Source organism: Streptosporangium sp. CA-115845 (genome assembly GCF_050943795.1).
Lineage (GTDB): Bacteria > Actinomycetota > Actinomycetes > Streptosporangiales > Streptosporangiaceae > Streptosporangium.
Genome location: NZ_CP191988.1, coordinates 8,709,012 through 8,721,876 on the forward strand (window position 1 = coordinate 8,709,012; position 12,865 = coordinate 8,721,876).

The window sequence follows — 12,865 nt, forward strand, 5'->3', positions numbered from 1 at the left end:
CGATGATCGTGCCGAGTCGGCGGGTACGGCATGGCGGATTGTCGGCCTCGCCGGGTGGGCTACCGGCGGGGCCGGGTGGGACCGATGATCAGAGCAAGGCGCTGACCTGCGCCGGAACGCCCCGGGACGGGTTCAGGGGCCGGGCGGCCGATCCCGGGGGCCGCCCGGCGGCCGCCCCCGGGAACCGCTCAGGAGAGGAAGACGTGGTCGACGAGCCTGGCCGTCGCCTTGCCGTCGTCGCGGGGCGCGTAGGTGCGCTGGAAGAGGTCGTACCGCTCGGCGTGGGCGGCGATCACCTCGTCGATCGACCGCAGTGCCCTGATGACCTCGGCCCCGGTGGAGAGCAGCGGGCCGGGCGCCTCCGCGGCCAGGTCGAGGTACATGCCCCGCTTGGACGAGTAGCGCTGCAGGTCGTGCGTGAAGAAGAGCATCGGCCTGCCGGTCGCCGCGAAGTCGAACATGACCGACGAGTAGTCCGTGATCAGCACATCGGCGATCAGCAGCAGATCCGTAATATCGGGATATGTCGTGACGTCGCGCCCGAGGCCGGCGGGCACGTTGGGCGCCGCCTGCATCGAGTGCGCCCTGATCAAAAACTCGTGGCCGGGGCCGAGCACCCGGTGCGCCTCGGCCAGGTCCAGGCGGATCGAGGCGTTCTTGCGGTCGTAGTCGCGGTAGGTCGGCGCGTAGAGCACCACCCTCGCCCCCTCGGCGATGCCGAGCCTGGCGCGCATCCGCGCCGCCGCCTCGTCGCGGTCGGGGGCCACCAGCACGTCGTTGCGCGGGTAGCCGCTCTCCAGGACCTCGCCCTGGTAGCCGAACGCCTTGCGCAGCACCCGGGTCGCCCAGGGGCTCTGGGAGACCAGCAGGTCCCAGCCGCGCACCTCGACCGCCTGCCGGTGCCAGGCCGGCGGCCTGGGGTCACGGGACATGTGCGGCAGGTCGTTGCCCAGGCGCTTGACCGGGGTGCCGTGCCAGGTCTGCACGACCGTCTGGTCCTCTCGCGCCCGGAACCAGGGCGGCAGGAAGCCGTTGGTCACCACGTACCGCGAGCGGGCCAGCACCGCGTAGTGCTCGCGGCTGCCCGCGCGCACCACGGTCGGCCCCTCGCCCTCGCCGAAGCCGAGCTCCGCGGGGCCCGGCGGCGTGAACGCGCCGTCCTTGACCACCCAGATGTGCTCTCCGGCGTCGCCGCGCCGCACGCGCTCCTCGTAGATCGCGCGGACGTTGCCCTCGTACTGCCGCCCGTCGTAGGCGACGTAGACGATCGCGTCGTTCAGCTCGCGGGTCCGCTCCGCGGGATAGAAGCCGCGGCGCAGCGCGTACAGGCCGCCGGCGCCCTTCTCGTCGTCGGGGCGGTGCTCGGCGACGGAGAGCACCGGAATGTCGAAGCGGGTGGAGATCAGGCGGTATTCACGGCCGTCGCGGATCTTCGTGTCCTCGTCCAGGTCGTCGAGGATGGCGTGGTCGACGCGGAACGGGACGATCTGGCCGGCCGGGTCGCGGACCGCCATGCTCCAGGTGCCGCTGCCCAGCGGGACCGTGTCCCCGAAACGGGGCATCGCGGCGGCCGCGATCCGGACCGTGAAACGGGAGCCCTCCCGCTCCAGGGGGACGGCGTGGATCAGCCCGCTGCGGTGCTTGAGGGTCAACTCGGCCGCGCCGGAGCCCGGGTAGGAGCCCTCCAGGACGAGCACGCCCTGCTCGTCCCAGGTCGCGGCGGTGATGACCGGGCGGATCCGATGCGCGGAGACGCTCACCCGGTCACGCCGGTCACGCAGCACGGTGATCTCACGATCCCCGACGACCGTACGGCTCTCCTCCGCCTTGCCGATCATGACGGAGGCCGCAGGATCGCCCTTGGGCTCGATCCAGAGACGGCCGCCGTCGCGTTCCTGCAGCAGGGAGGCCACGGCGAGCGGCACGACGACCGCGGTGCCGCCGTCGACGGGGGTGAAGTCCGCGGCGATCCGGTGACCGTCCAGCCTGGCGTGCCCCCTGCTCGCCTCCTTGCCCCGCAGGAAGACCTGGACCTCCAGCCGCTCGCCGTCCAGCTTCACGCCGGTCAGCTCGGCCCTGGTGGGCTGTAGCACCACCTGGAGCGCCCGGTCGGAGGTCCAGACGGGGCGGATCCACCACCCCCCGCCGAGGTCAAGCCCCGAGGGACGCTCGGTACGGCCGGTGGAGGGACCGCGCAGCAGGCCGACGGCGCGGGCGCCCCGGCTCCAGATCACGATCTCGGCGCGCCAGGTGGTGGTGTCCTGCACGGTGGCACGGCGGCGCAGCAGCCGCTTGCCACCGCGCACGACGGCCCGCACCGCGGAACGCCAGCGCAGCGGCCACGGGCTCAGTTCGGCGACGAACCCGGACCAGTCGTAGTTACAGCCGGCCTCTTCCGCGCCATAGGTCGCCTCGGGGTGGAAGACCCTCCGGGTGCGCAGCCGCACCGGCGGCAGCCAGCGCGGGCCGCGCAGCACCACCGTGGCCCTGTTGAAGCGGCGGCTGCGCACCGACAGCCCGGCCAGATAGGCGTGGCCGCTGACGTGCAGCCGCCCGCCGGACCAGGAGACGTCCTCGATCTGGGTCATCGGGATGAGATCCGCGGCCCGCAGCCGGAACAGGGCCTCGGGCAGCTCGTCCTGGAGCGGCAGATCCGCGTACCAGCGGAGTTTCTTGCGGACGCGCCTGGACGGCTCCGCGGCGGCGGCCACGAGCTTCTGCAGCGCGTCGCCGTCGGCGAGATCGTCGATCTCGCGGTGCTCGATCAGGTGAAAGGCGATCCTGCGGGCGACCGGCAGGTCCCGCTTGACCCTCGCGTCCACACCGGTCACGTACGGCTTCAGGACCGTGACGAACTCGCGGCGCCGCGCGGCGCCCCGCTTGGTGGCGATGTCCAGCCGGGAACCCAGCGGCCCGGCCAGCGTGTCGGCGTCGAAACGACGGCGCTCATGCGGTTTCAGCCCGTCGGCCAACACCGCGGCCATGATCGAGTCGAGTGGTTCTCCCCGGTCGCAGAGATCCTGGACAACCCGAAGACGATCAACGACGGGGTCGCCGCTGGCTCGTGCGGGGGTGGCACCGATGGCCATGGGGAAAGCACCGCCTTTCGGACAGAGCGCTGTCCTAGGCCATGGTAGTGCGCCACGGCAGGGCCGGTTACGCGGTGAATTAAGGGTTCCCTGGATTTACAGGCTTTTGTGATCTAAGGCTTTCCGTCCCATCTGGCCTCCCGCATATCGGCTCGGGCGCCCCTCAGCGGGGTCCGTTCCTCGCGCCAGTTCGCCAGACATCGTTGCTCGTGGCCGGGGGGCGGGGTGCCGTCGGCGTGCACGACGCGCCACCAGGGCACGCCTCCACCCCAGGTGGACATCACCCTGCCGACCTGGCGCGGGCCGCCCTCACCGAGATACTCGGCGATGTCGCCGTAGGACATCACCATGCCGGGCGGAATGCGCTCGACCAGATCCAGCACCCGCTCGGCGTACGGGGTGGGATGGCCTACTGGCTCCATACCGTCGGTCCGGCCGAGAGGATCTCGTCGAGCTTGCCGAACTCGTAGGCCACCGAGCCGTTCAACTGCTCGACCAGACCACCGCGGATCGCGTAGGACTCGCCGTCCTCGCCGACCAGCTGCGCTCCCAGCAGGGCGGACACGCGTGCCAGCTGGGCCACCTGCCAGTCCGATCCGGGGGCGCCGGACAGGCGGCCGTTCCATATCGCGATGGCATGAACCGCGCCATTGTGGCGGGCCAGGACCTCCCCCGACTCCTGCGACCCTCTGAACTCGAACCCCGCCTGCCCCAGCACAGTCGCGAGTTCCGCGAAGGCGAGAGGCGCAGGGCGCTCCACGCGCAACTCGTACCCCATAACGCGGGAGAATAGCGAACCTTCCAGGTTTCCCGGAGTGTAAATCCCGACATTCGGACTACTGCATCCGAACAGTGTCCTAAACGCGTTCTAATTGACTTCAAACTGCGCTTATCCCCGCGATCTCCCGCGCTTGGCCGTTTCGGCATCGACCACTACCGGTCCATTCCCGTTCGAGTGCCGGCCGAGCATCACCACGGCCGCCACGAACGCCACCAGGCCGCCGACAAGGCCCGTTCCGTAAAGCCAGAGCCTCAGCGGATCGGGGCCCGGCCTGCTGTACTCCTCGTGCGGGACGCCGGCGCCGAAGTGCTTGTCATCCGGGACCGAGATCTCCACCGCACCCGCCACGAGCCGATCCGCCTTGGCGAGCGCCGCGGCGGCGTCGACGACGCCGAACCCGATGTGGTCGTCGTAGCCGGCGGCGGGACTCGCCGAAGCCGTGGAGACCAGGGCCTGCGCCACCATCTGCGGCGCGATATTCGGGTATTTCGCTTTTATTAGTGCGGCGACCCCTGCCACCAGCGCGGTCGCCGAACTGGTCCCCTCAGAGGATCCGTAGTTTCCGCCGGGGACGACCACCGGCACCCCGGCACCGGGCGCCGAAACCAGAACCGACAGATTGTCACTGCTGAAGCTCGCCGGCTTGCCCAGCCTGTCCACCGCACCCACACCGATGACCCCGGAATATCCGGCGGGAAAGTTCCAGAAGGAGGTGGAGTGGTCCAGGGTGTACTGGGAGTCTCCGTCGTTGCCCACGGCGGCGACGAGCACCACGCCCCTGGACAGCGCGTAGGAGACCGCCTCCCGCTCGCTCCGGTGCGGCCCGTAGGCACCCAGCGACATGCTGATGACCTTGGCGCCGTTGTCCGCGGCGTAACGGATCGCCCGGGCCAGCGGGCTGTCGGTGCGCGAGCGCAGATCCTCCTCCGGCAGCGTGGAACCGTCCTTGGGCCGCTCCTCGACGATCAGCGGCAGCGAGAGGATCCTGGCCTCGGGGGCGATCCCGAGAAGACCTTCCTCGCCGTTGCCCGCCCCGGCGATGAGCGAGGCCATGGCGGTGCCGTGCCGTCCGGCGTCCGGCTTGCTCCGGTCGAACCTGACAGATCCCATGTCGGGTCCGGAGATCACCCGCCCGCGCAGCTCGGCCACCTGGTCGTCCACCCCGCTGTCGACCAGGGCCACGGTGACGCCCGAGCCCCTGGTGACCTTCCACGCCTCCTGCGCGCGCACCATCTCCAGCACCCAGCGCTGGTCCTCGCGCACGTCGGCGGTGCCCTCCGGCGGCGCGGCCAGTACCGGAGCGGCGGGTATCTCGGCGGGCACGGTCGCGAAGGCGGGCACCGCCGGGACCGCCACCGAGATCGCGACCAGCACTCCCGTCGCCCACAACCGCCGCCTCAGCACACGTTCCCCTGGGTGCACTGGGGCACGGCGCTCGGCTCGTCGCCGAGAGCCCTGGCGATGCGCCCCGCGACCGCCTGGGCCGCGGGCCACAGCTCGCTGTGCAGGATCTCCTCCGGGGCGATCGCCTGGCGGGTGCGGCCGTCGGTGTAACCGGCGGTGGAGAAGACGATGTAGGGGCCGACGCCGACCCAGGCGTTGTGCTGGCGCTGGGCCGCCCCGAACAGCTCGGTCGCCGTGCCGGGGAAGGCCACGGGCCGCACCCCCACCCTGTCGTCCACGGCCAGCTGCGCGGCGGCGGCAAGCCGCCGCTCCTCGTCGGCGAGCACGGCGATGCCCACGGTGAAGACGAACGTGGACGTCTGGTCGACGTAGGTGGCCCGCAGCAGCGTGCGGCAACCGTGCCGGGTGAGCACCGACCCCACCTGCGCGTCGGTACCGGCCGCGCAGGCCACCTCGGGCGCGAGGCCGACCCTGCGGGCGTACTGCTGGACCCTGCCGAGGCCGATGTACTCCAGCTCGACGGGGAAGACCAGGTCCGCGGTCCAGGTGTACCAGCGCCTGGCGATGTCGTCGGAGATGTAGCGGGCCTGCTCGGCGGCGGTCAGCGGGCGCGAACTCGTCTCGCGCAGCAGCCCGACCGCACCGGTCAGCACGTTGGTGGCGGCGATGGCGAGGATCGTGCCCACCAGGATCAGGAAGATCGTACGGAACCGGACGCCCTGTTCCAGGGCCGCCAGTTCGGCACGCTGAATCGCCGCGCGGTCACGGCCCGCCGCGGGCCAGGAGCGCACGCGGTGCCGCCTGACCGTGGCGTCCTGCGTGGGCGCCCGCCTGGTCCGGCCGCCCCCGGCGGCGCTCACCCGGGAGCCGGACGGTGGCCAGCCGCCGCGAGCGCGGGAGGCCGGGGCTCCCAGATGCCGCTCCGGCTCCTGGGACCGCCCTGACTGCGACATACTCCGATGCTACGTCGCCTGCCCTCTCCGCCCTATCAGCGGCGTGCATTTTCGCGGTGCCGGCTCCGGCGGCGACCTTGGTGCCGACCTTGGTGCCGACCTCGGCCCGGCTCCGGCCGCGACCCGGGTCCGGGCCCGGTGCTCACGGCCAGGGCGCGGTGACCGCGTCGGACGTGGGTTCCTGGTAGGTCGTCGACGAGCGCGCACGGCCGACGAACACGGCGATCGTGACCACGCAGGCGATCGCGCCGAGCCCGGCGGCCACGGCCACCCCGCCGTACAGATTGATCCTGTCCCGGTCACGATGGACGACCCGCACCGGCTCGACCGCCAGGCCCAGCGGGCGGGCGGGGTCGTGACCACCGGCCCCCTCCGCGGTGAGGGTGTGCCGGGAGATCCTGGCGGCCGCGGCGAGTGCCCGGGTGGCGTTGACGACGCCGAAGCCCATGCCGGTGTCGTAGCCGCCGGTGGGCCGCCGGGTGGCTCCCGCAGTGATCGCCTGGACAACCAGCACGGGCGACATTTCTGGATATTTCGCCTTAATGAGGGCGGCGACCCCCGATACCAGGGCGGTCGCCTGCGAGGTGCCGCGGCCTACCCAGTACTCGTCGCCGGGGCCTGCCCCGAGGATGTCCACCCCCGGCGCGGCCACCAGGACCGAGGGGTTCCGGTTGGAGAACGAGGCACGGCGCAGCCCCCGGTCCGTCGCGGCGACCGAGACCACTCCCGGGAAGGCCGCCGGGTAGGAGTAGGGGGCGTTGCCGCTGGCGTCGGTCTCCTCGGCGCCGTCGTTGCCCGCCGCCGCGACGAGCACGACCCCCTTGGAGATCGCGTAGCGGATCGCCGACCGCTCCTCCCTGGTCGCCAGTTCCTTGGAGATCGACATGTTGATCACGTCGGCACCGTGGTCCACCGCGTACCGGATGCCCCTGGCCACCACGTTCTCGTAACGCTCGGCGGTGTTGAACTCCCGGAACCCGGGCTCCTCGTCCTCCAGGATGACCCGCACCGACAGCACCTTCGCGCGGGGCGCGACACCGATCACCCCGTCCGCCCCGCCTGGCCCGTGACCGTGCCCGGCGATCAGCGACGCCATGTACGTGCCGTGCAGCCGGAGGGGCTGCACACCCCGCGGGTTGGCCCCGGCGGTGAAGTCCTTACCCTCGATCACCGACCCGACCAGGTCGCGGTGGCCGCTGTCCACCCCCGAGTCGAGCACGGCCACGATCACGTCCTCCCCCTCGGACACCCGCCACGCGGCGGGCAGGTCGAGGGTCCGCAGCACCTCTTGCTGGCTGTCCCTGACGTCGTCGGCCCGCGCGGCCGGGGCCAGTCCCGCCGCCCCCGTCAGCACCACCAGTGCCAGCAGCATCGTCGCCGCGAGCGCCCCGCGGGCGGCGGACAGACGCCTCGGCACGGTCAGCATCGCCACTCCGCGGAGGCACAGTCGGGACGGGCGGGCCTGGTCAGGTCGGCGAGGATCCGGTCGGCGATGTCGCCGGTGAACGCGAACAGGGTGGGCCGCTGCTCGCCGACCGCGCTGGCGGGCCGGCCGTCGGTCTGGCCGACCGTGGCCATCACCACGTAGGGCCCCGCCTGCCGGACGAGGCCGGCCTGGCGTCCCGCGGAGACGAACCGGTCGGTGACGGTGCCGGGGAAGGCCAGCGCCCTCAGGCCCGGCGAGGGCCGGTCGCCCTTGGGCAGCGCCGCCTTGGCCCTGGTGGCGCCGATCTCGTCGGTGAAGGCCGCGACCCCGATGGTGACGACGACCCCCTGGAGCGCGTCGATGTAGGTGGCGCGCAGGATGCCCAGGCAGCCGGCCTCCCGGAGCGCCTTGCGCAGCTTGGCGTCGACCGCGTCGTCACAGCGGGTCTCCGGCGAGATGCCCACCCTGCGGGCCCTCTCCTCGCCCCCCTGCTCCGCGGCGTAACGGACCGTCTTGGGGAAGACCCGCCCGGCGGGCCACGCCTGCCAGCGCCGGGCCACCTCGTCGAGTGCCGCCCGATCGAGCTCCGCCTGGGTCGGCCCCCGGGTGAGCTCCGCTCCGGCGGCACTGGTCGCCACCCCGGCCACGACCGCGCAGAACAGCGTCAGCGTCGATGCCACGACCAGCGCCGGCCATGAATGCCGTCGCTGACGTGGGACTTCGTTCACGCTCTCGACCTTAATGCGGTGAGGCGGGTGTCATCCGCCGTTCCGTCCATATCCGTCAGAGCGGAAAGCACATGTGGCGGCGGGGCGAGTGCCTCCCGAACGGCAGGGGAACGGCGAGCGCCCCGTGGGGCGCGTGCTCCACGGGGCGCGGGCGGTGAGAACCCCACCGGGCCGGTCAGTAGGTCGGCAGGCTCGGGTCGATGGTCTTGATCCAGCTGAGCACGCCGCCGCCCACGTGGACGGCGTCGGAGAAGCCCGCGCTCTTGATGACCGCCAGGACCTCGGCGGAACGGGCGCCGGACTTGCAGTGCAGGACGATCTTCTTGTCCTGCGGGAGCCCCTCCAGCGCGGATCCGTTGAGGAACTCGCCCTTGGGGATGAGCACCGCGCCGGGGATGGACACGATCTCGTACTCGTTCGGCTCGCGGACGTCGATCAGGTAGATGTTCTCGTCCGCGTCCTGCATGGACTTGAGATCGGCCGCGGTGATCGTGGAGCCGGAGGCGGCCTCCTGGGCCTCCTCGGAGACCGCGCCACAGAACGCCTCGTAGTCCTCCAGGAGCTGGGTGACCGTCGGGTTCTTGCCGCAGAGCACGCACTCAGGGTCCTTACGGACCTTGACCGAGCGGTAGTTCATCTCCAGGGCGTCGTAGATCATCAGACGGCCGACCAGCGGCTCACCGATGCCCGTGAGGAGCTTGATGGCCTCGTTGACCTGGATGGAGCCGATCGACGCGCACAGCACGCCGAGCACGCCGCCCTCGGCGCACGAGGGGACCATGCCGGGCGGCGGGGGCTCGGGGTAGAGGCAGCGGTAGCAGGGGCCGTGCTCGGCCCAGAAGACGCTGGCCTGGCCGTCGAAGCGGTAGATGGAGCCCCAGACGTACGGCTTGCCGAGGAGGACCGCCGCGTCGTTGACCATGTAACGGGTGGCGAAGTTGTCCGTGCCGTCCACGATCAGGTCGTAGCCGGCGAAGATCTCCATCACGTTGTCCGTGGTGAGCACTTCGTTGTGGATGACCACGTTGACCAGGGAGTTGATCTCCCTGACGCTGTCCGCGGCACTCTCGGCCTTGGGGCGGCCCACGTCGGACTGGCCGTGGATGACCTGCCGCTGCAGGTTGGACTCGTCGACCACGTCGAAGTCGATGACGCCGAGCGTGCCCACTCCGGCGGCGGCGAGATAGAGCAGCCCCGGGGAACCCAGGCCACCCGCGCCCACACAGAGCACCTTCGCGTTCTTCAGGCGCTTCTGCCCGGCCATGCCCACGTCCGGGATGATCAGGTGGCGCGAGTAGCGGCGCACCTCATCGACGGTCAACTCGGCTGCCGGCTCTACCAGCGGTGGCAACGACACAGTTCTGCTCCCGTTTCAGGGGGTCTTGACGATACGGCTAGCGCAGCACGCTCCACTCACAACCTAACCTGGTGCCCTGGTCATTCCCCAACCGGAGTGAGGACCGTCTCACCTATCAGAATCCTGGCCTCGCGGGCCACCCTGCCGGGGAACTCCATCTGGGCCACGTGCCCGGCGTCGGGCAGCAGCACCAGTTTCACCTGCGGGAACGTCCGGCCCGCACGGGCCGCCATCCGGGGGTTGACGAGCCGGTCGTGGCGACCGTGCACGACCAGCGTGGGCGCGGTCACCTGGGCCGCCTGCCGCCACAGGTTCGTCTCCCCGCGCCGGAAGTACTCGGCGACGATGCCGCGCGCCGAGTTGATCAGTGCCGCCCCCGCGTACGGGAGGCCGTCCCGGCGGCGCACCTCCTCGATCGCCTCCTTGAGCCGCTCCGGGTGAATCCTCCCCACGTCGGCGTAGCACATGGCGAGCGTGGCACCGAGCCTGCGCTCGGCGGGCAGCAGGCTCAGCCGGCTCGCCGCCCATTCGCCGAACCTGGGCACGGCGGACAGTGCCACCCGCACGGGGCCGTACCTGGGCAGCAGGTCGGGCAGGGCCGGTGAGATCAGGGTGAGCGAGCGGACCAGGTCGGGACGGGTGGCGGCGAGCCGCACGGAGACGGCTCCGCCCAGGGAGTTGCCGAACAGGTGGACGGGGGTCCGTGAGACCCGCTCTATCAGGGCGGTGACGGTCCGTACGTGGGCGTCGACGGAGTAGTCGCCGCCGGGCGGCTCGGGCGAGTATCCGGCGCCCGGCAGGTCGACGGCATGACCGGTCACCACGTCGGAGAGCTCACCCATCAGGTCTGTCCAGTTGGTCGCGGAGCCCGCGAGGCCGTGTACGTAGACGGCGGTCTCCACAGGGCCTGGCGGAGTCGATCGCACATGGATCCGCTGGTCGCCGAGGTCGACCATCTCGCCCTGCCAGTTGGGGATCGGTTTGTGTACCACGCGTCTCCTCCTGTCATCCGGCGGCTCTTCCACGATAGTTCGCCTCTCGATACGACAGACGACAGCCCCCGGATGCCACAAAAGGCACATAAGCCTATTTTAGCTAGATATCTTTTTATTGCATACTTTATCACTATTAGCTGGACAGCCCCCCACGACCCCCTCCCCCCGCAGAACAAAAGCGACATTAAAGACATTTAACTTTAAATCAGCCGGTAGCCATCCAAGATCGGCCACAAATAGATAAGGAGAGGGCAAAAGGATTTGATCTCTGTTTATCAGCAGACATACGAGGAAATCATGACAACCAGGGATGGCTCATCACTCACCATCTCCGGTAATTCCCGACTGATTCGGTAAGTGCCGAAAATCGGGGCAACCGATCCTTTCAAGGGGGAAACGCAATGCCCAAGTACAAGAGTGTCCTCGCAGGGCTCGCGATCAGCACGGCGCTGACCGGCGGAGTCGTCGGCATGGGCGCAGCGACCACCGTCACCAGCGCCAGCGCGATGACCACCACGGTCACCTCCGTCGCCTTCCCGACCTGGGGCGGCGGCTGCGGCCGCGGCTGCGGTTGCGGCGGCCGCTCGCACTTCCGCCGCAGCCACCACCGCTTCAGGCTGATCCTCAACAACCGCAGCAACAACGACAACCACCTGGACAACTTCAACCGCAACGACCGCCTCGTGCCCGTTCTCACCGAGCGCGACGACAGGGAGTAGCAGGCCTCCCGATCACCGGAGTCGCACCCCGACCGGGGCTCGGCACATTCGGAACATGAGGCCACTCACGGCCGAATCCGCGATTCGAAGCGGCTTCGAAACCGTAACGGAGCGACAGGACCCCGTATTCGCCACGACCACGGCTTCTCACCGAGAAACAGCGGCCGGACCTCGAATACCGGAACTTGAGGAGAAATCCCCAAGCCCCTGACTCCAAGCAAAGTGCGAATTCTCATTTCTCACGAATTACCAGCGGGGCCCCGTGGTTTTCGAACCGCGGGGCCCTCGCCCATGCGCCCCACCTCCGGCACCGCACCTTCCCCACCCCCGTCACCCCCGCACCCACCTCCCTCCACCTCGACGCCGGCGCACCAGAGCGGCTCCTGCGGCATCCACCCACGTTCACCGGATCCGACAGCAGAACGCCCCGGAGACGACCCCGAAACCGCCCGGAAAGCCGACGAGGATTCCCCCACCGCACCCCATCTCACCCCGCCTCCCCCTCGACAACATCCCTCACCCCCCAAAACACAAATGCGACATTAAGAACATTTCACTTGAAATCAATCAATAAGAGTTCAACATCAACCATAAAGAGATAAGAAGAGGGCAAAAGCCTTCGATCTCCGTTTGTCAGAAGACATACCAGGAAACCATGACAACCAGGGATGACTCACCATCGATCATCTCCAGCTTTTCCCATTTATCCGGGAAATGCAGAAAATCGGGGCAACCGATCCTTTCAAGGGGGAAACGCAATGCCCAAGTACAAGAGTGCCCTCGCAGGGCTCGCGATCAGCACGGCGCTGACCGGCGGAGTCGTCGCCATGGGCGCAGCGACCACCGCCACCAGCGCCAGCGCAACGACCAGCACGATCACCGCCGCCGCCTTCCCGACCTGCGGCGGCGGCGGCTGCGGCTGCAGGCGCGGCTGCGGCTGCTGCAACCGCCGCTCGCACTTCCGCCACAGCCACCGGCGTTTCAGGCTGATCATCAACAACCACAACAACAACGACAACCGCCTGGACAACTTCAACCGCAACGACCGCCTCGTGCCCGTTCTCACCGAGCGCGACGACAGGGAGTAGCAGGCCTCCCGATCACCGGAGTCGCACCCCGACCAGGGCTCGGCACAGCCGGAACATGAGGCCACTCACGGCCGAATCCGCGATTCGAAGCGGCTTCGGAACCGTAACGGAGCGACAGGACCCCATATTCGCCACGACCACGACTTCTCACCGAGAAACAGGGGCCGGCCGGCAAATGCGGGAACTTGAGGAGAAATCCCCAAGCCCCTGACTCCAAGCACAGTGCGAGTTCTCATTTCTCAGGAATTACAGCGGGGCCCCGCGGTTTTCGAACCGCGGGGCCCTCGCCCATGCGCCCCACCTCCCACCCATCACCTTCCCCACC

General features: G+C 69.7%; 11 protein-coding genes. 2 read left to right on the forward strand and 9 right to left on the reverse strand.

Features of this window, described 5'->3' with window-relative positions; translation table 11 throughout:
- Nucleotides 1-188: 188 nt before the first annotated feature.
- From ACQP0P_RS41365 to ACQP0P_RS41405, 9 genes are all read right to left on the reverse strand, one after another.
- On the reverse strand, nucleotides 189-2,984 hold the full coding sequence (locus tag ACQP0P_RS41365) for a CDP-glycerol glycerophosphotransferase family protein (RefSeq protein ID WP_433366725.1): 2,796 nt from the start codon (nucleotides 2,982-2,984) through the stop codon (nucleotides 189-191).
- Nucleotides 2,985-3,202: 218 nt separating this feature from the next.
- Entirely contained in the window at nucleotides 3,203-3,511 is a 309-nt protein-coding gene (locus ACQP0P_RS41370) for an MGMT family protein (protein WP_350921873.1), read from the reverse strand.
- Nucleotides 3,499-3,867 carry a hypothetical protein gene (locus ACQP0P_RS41375; protein WP_433366729.1) on the reverse strand — a complete coding sequence of 123 codons (369 nt, stop codon included), beginning with the start codon at nucleotides 3,865-3,867 and terminating at the stop codon, nucleotides 3,499-3,501. The genes ACQP0P_RS41370 and ACQP0P_RS41375 overlap by 13 nt, the downstream gene beginning before the upstream one ends.
- A 111-nt stretch (nucleotides 3,868-3,978) precedes the next feature.
- A complete protein-coding gene (locus ACQP0P_RS41380; RefSeq protein ID WP_433366732.1) occupies nucleotides 3,979-5,274 on the reverse strand; it encodes a S8 family peptidase in 1,296 nt (431 codons plus the stop codon).
- Nucleotides 5,268-6,227 carry a hypothetical protein gene (locus ACQP0P_RS41385; RefSeq protein WP_433366735.1) on the reverse strand — a complete coding sequence of 320 codons (960 nt, stop codon included), beginning with the start codon at nucleotides 6,225-6,227 and terminating at the stop codon, nucleotides 5,268-5,270. Before ACQP0P_RS41385 ends, ACQP0P_RS41380 begins: the two co-directional genes overlap by 7 nt.
- Before the next feature lie 142 nt (nucleotides 6,228-6,369).
- Nucleotides 6,370-7,653 (reverse strand): S8 family serine peptidase, encoded by a 1,284-nt coding sequence (locus tag ACQP0P_RS41390; protein ID WP_433366738.1) that lies wholly within the window; start codon nucleotides 7,651-7,653, stop codon nucleotides 6,370-6,372.
- Nucleotides 7,647-8,381 (reverse strand): hypothetical protein, encoded by a 735-nt coding sequence (locus ACQP0P_RS41395; RefSeq protein WP_433366741.1) that lies wholly within the window; start codon nucleotides 8,379-8,381, stop codon nucleotides 7,647-7,649. Before ACQP0P_RS41395 ends, ACQP0P_RS41390 begins: the two co-directional genes overlap by 7 nt.
- A 175-nt stretch (nucleotides 8,382-8,556) precedes the next feature.
- On the reverse strand, nucleotides 8,557-9,738 hold the full coding sequence (gene moeZ, locus ACQP0P_RS41400) for an adenylyltransferase/sulfurtransferase MoeZ (protein WP_350960963.1): 1,182 nt from the start codon (nucleotides 9,736-9,738) through the stop codon (nucleotides 8,557-8,559).
- 80 nt (nucleotides 9,739-9,818) lie between these two features.
- Nucleotides 9,819-10,730, reverse strand: a complete 912-nt coding sequence (locus ACQP0P_RS41405; RefSeq protein ID WP_433366744.1) for an alpha/beta fold hydrolase — start codon at nucleotides 10,728-10,730, stop codon at nucleotides 9,819-9,821.
- 404 nt (nucleotides 10,731-11,134) lie between these two features.
- On the opposite strand from ACQP0P_RS41405, the gene ACQP0P_RS41410 reads away from it, so the two are divergent.
- Both ACQP0P_RS41410 and ACQP0P_RS41415 read left to right on the forward strand, forming a co-directional pair.
- Nucleotides 11,135-11,452 (forward strand): hypothetical protein, encoded by a 318-nt coding sequence (locus tag ACQP0P_RS41410; RefSeq protein ID WP_433366747.1) that lies wholly within the window; start codon nucleotides 11,135-11,137, stop codon nucleotides 11,450-11,452.
- Between the two features lie 758 nt (nucleotides 11,453-12,210).
- Nucleotides 12,211-12,540 carry a hypothetical protein gene (locus ACQP0P_RS41415; protein ID WP_433366750.1) on the forward strand — a complete coding sequence of 110 codons (330 nt, stop codon included), beginning with the start codon at nucleotides 12,211-12,213 and terminating at the stop codon, nucleotides 12,538-12,540.
- The last annotated feature ends 325 nt before the right edge of the window (nucleotides 12,541-12,865 follow it).

Coding starts and splice junctions, on each gene's coding strand:
- ACQP0P_RS41365 (WP_433366725.1), bottom strand. CDS start 2,984: ATGGCCGCGGTGTTGGCCGACGGGCTGAAACCGCATGAGCGCCGTCGT.
- ACQP0P_RS41370 (WP_350921873.1), bottom strand. CDS start 3,511: ATGGAGCCAGTAGGCCATCCCACCCCGTACGCCGAGCGGGTGCTGGAT.
- ACQP0P_RS41375 (WP_433366729.1), bottom strand. CDS start 3,867: ATGGGGTACGAGTTGCGCGTGGAGCGCCCTGCGCCTCTCGCCTTCGCG.
- ACQP0P_RS41385 (WP_433366735.1), bottom strand. CDS start 6,227: ATGTCGCAGTCAGGGCGGTCCCAGGAGCCGGAGCGGCATCTGGGAGCC.
- ACQP0P_RS41390 (WP_433366738.1), bottom strand. CDS start 7,653: ATGCTGACCGTGCCGAGGCGTCTGTCCGCCGCCCGCGGGGCGCTCGCG.
- ACQP0P_RS41410 (WP_433366747.1), top strand. CDS start 11,135: ATGCCCAAGTACAAGAGTGTCCTCGCAGGGCTCGCGATCAGCACGGCG.
- ACQP0P_RS41415 (WP_433366750.1), top strand. CDS start 12,211: ATGCCCAAGTACAAGAGTGCCCTCGCAGGGCTCGCGATCAGCACGGCG.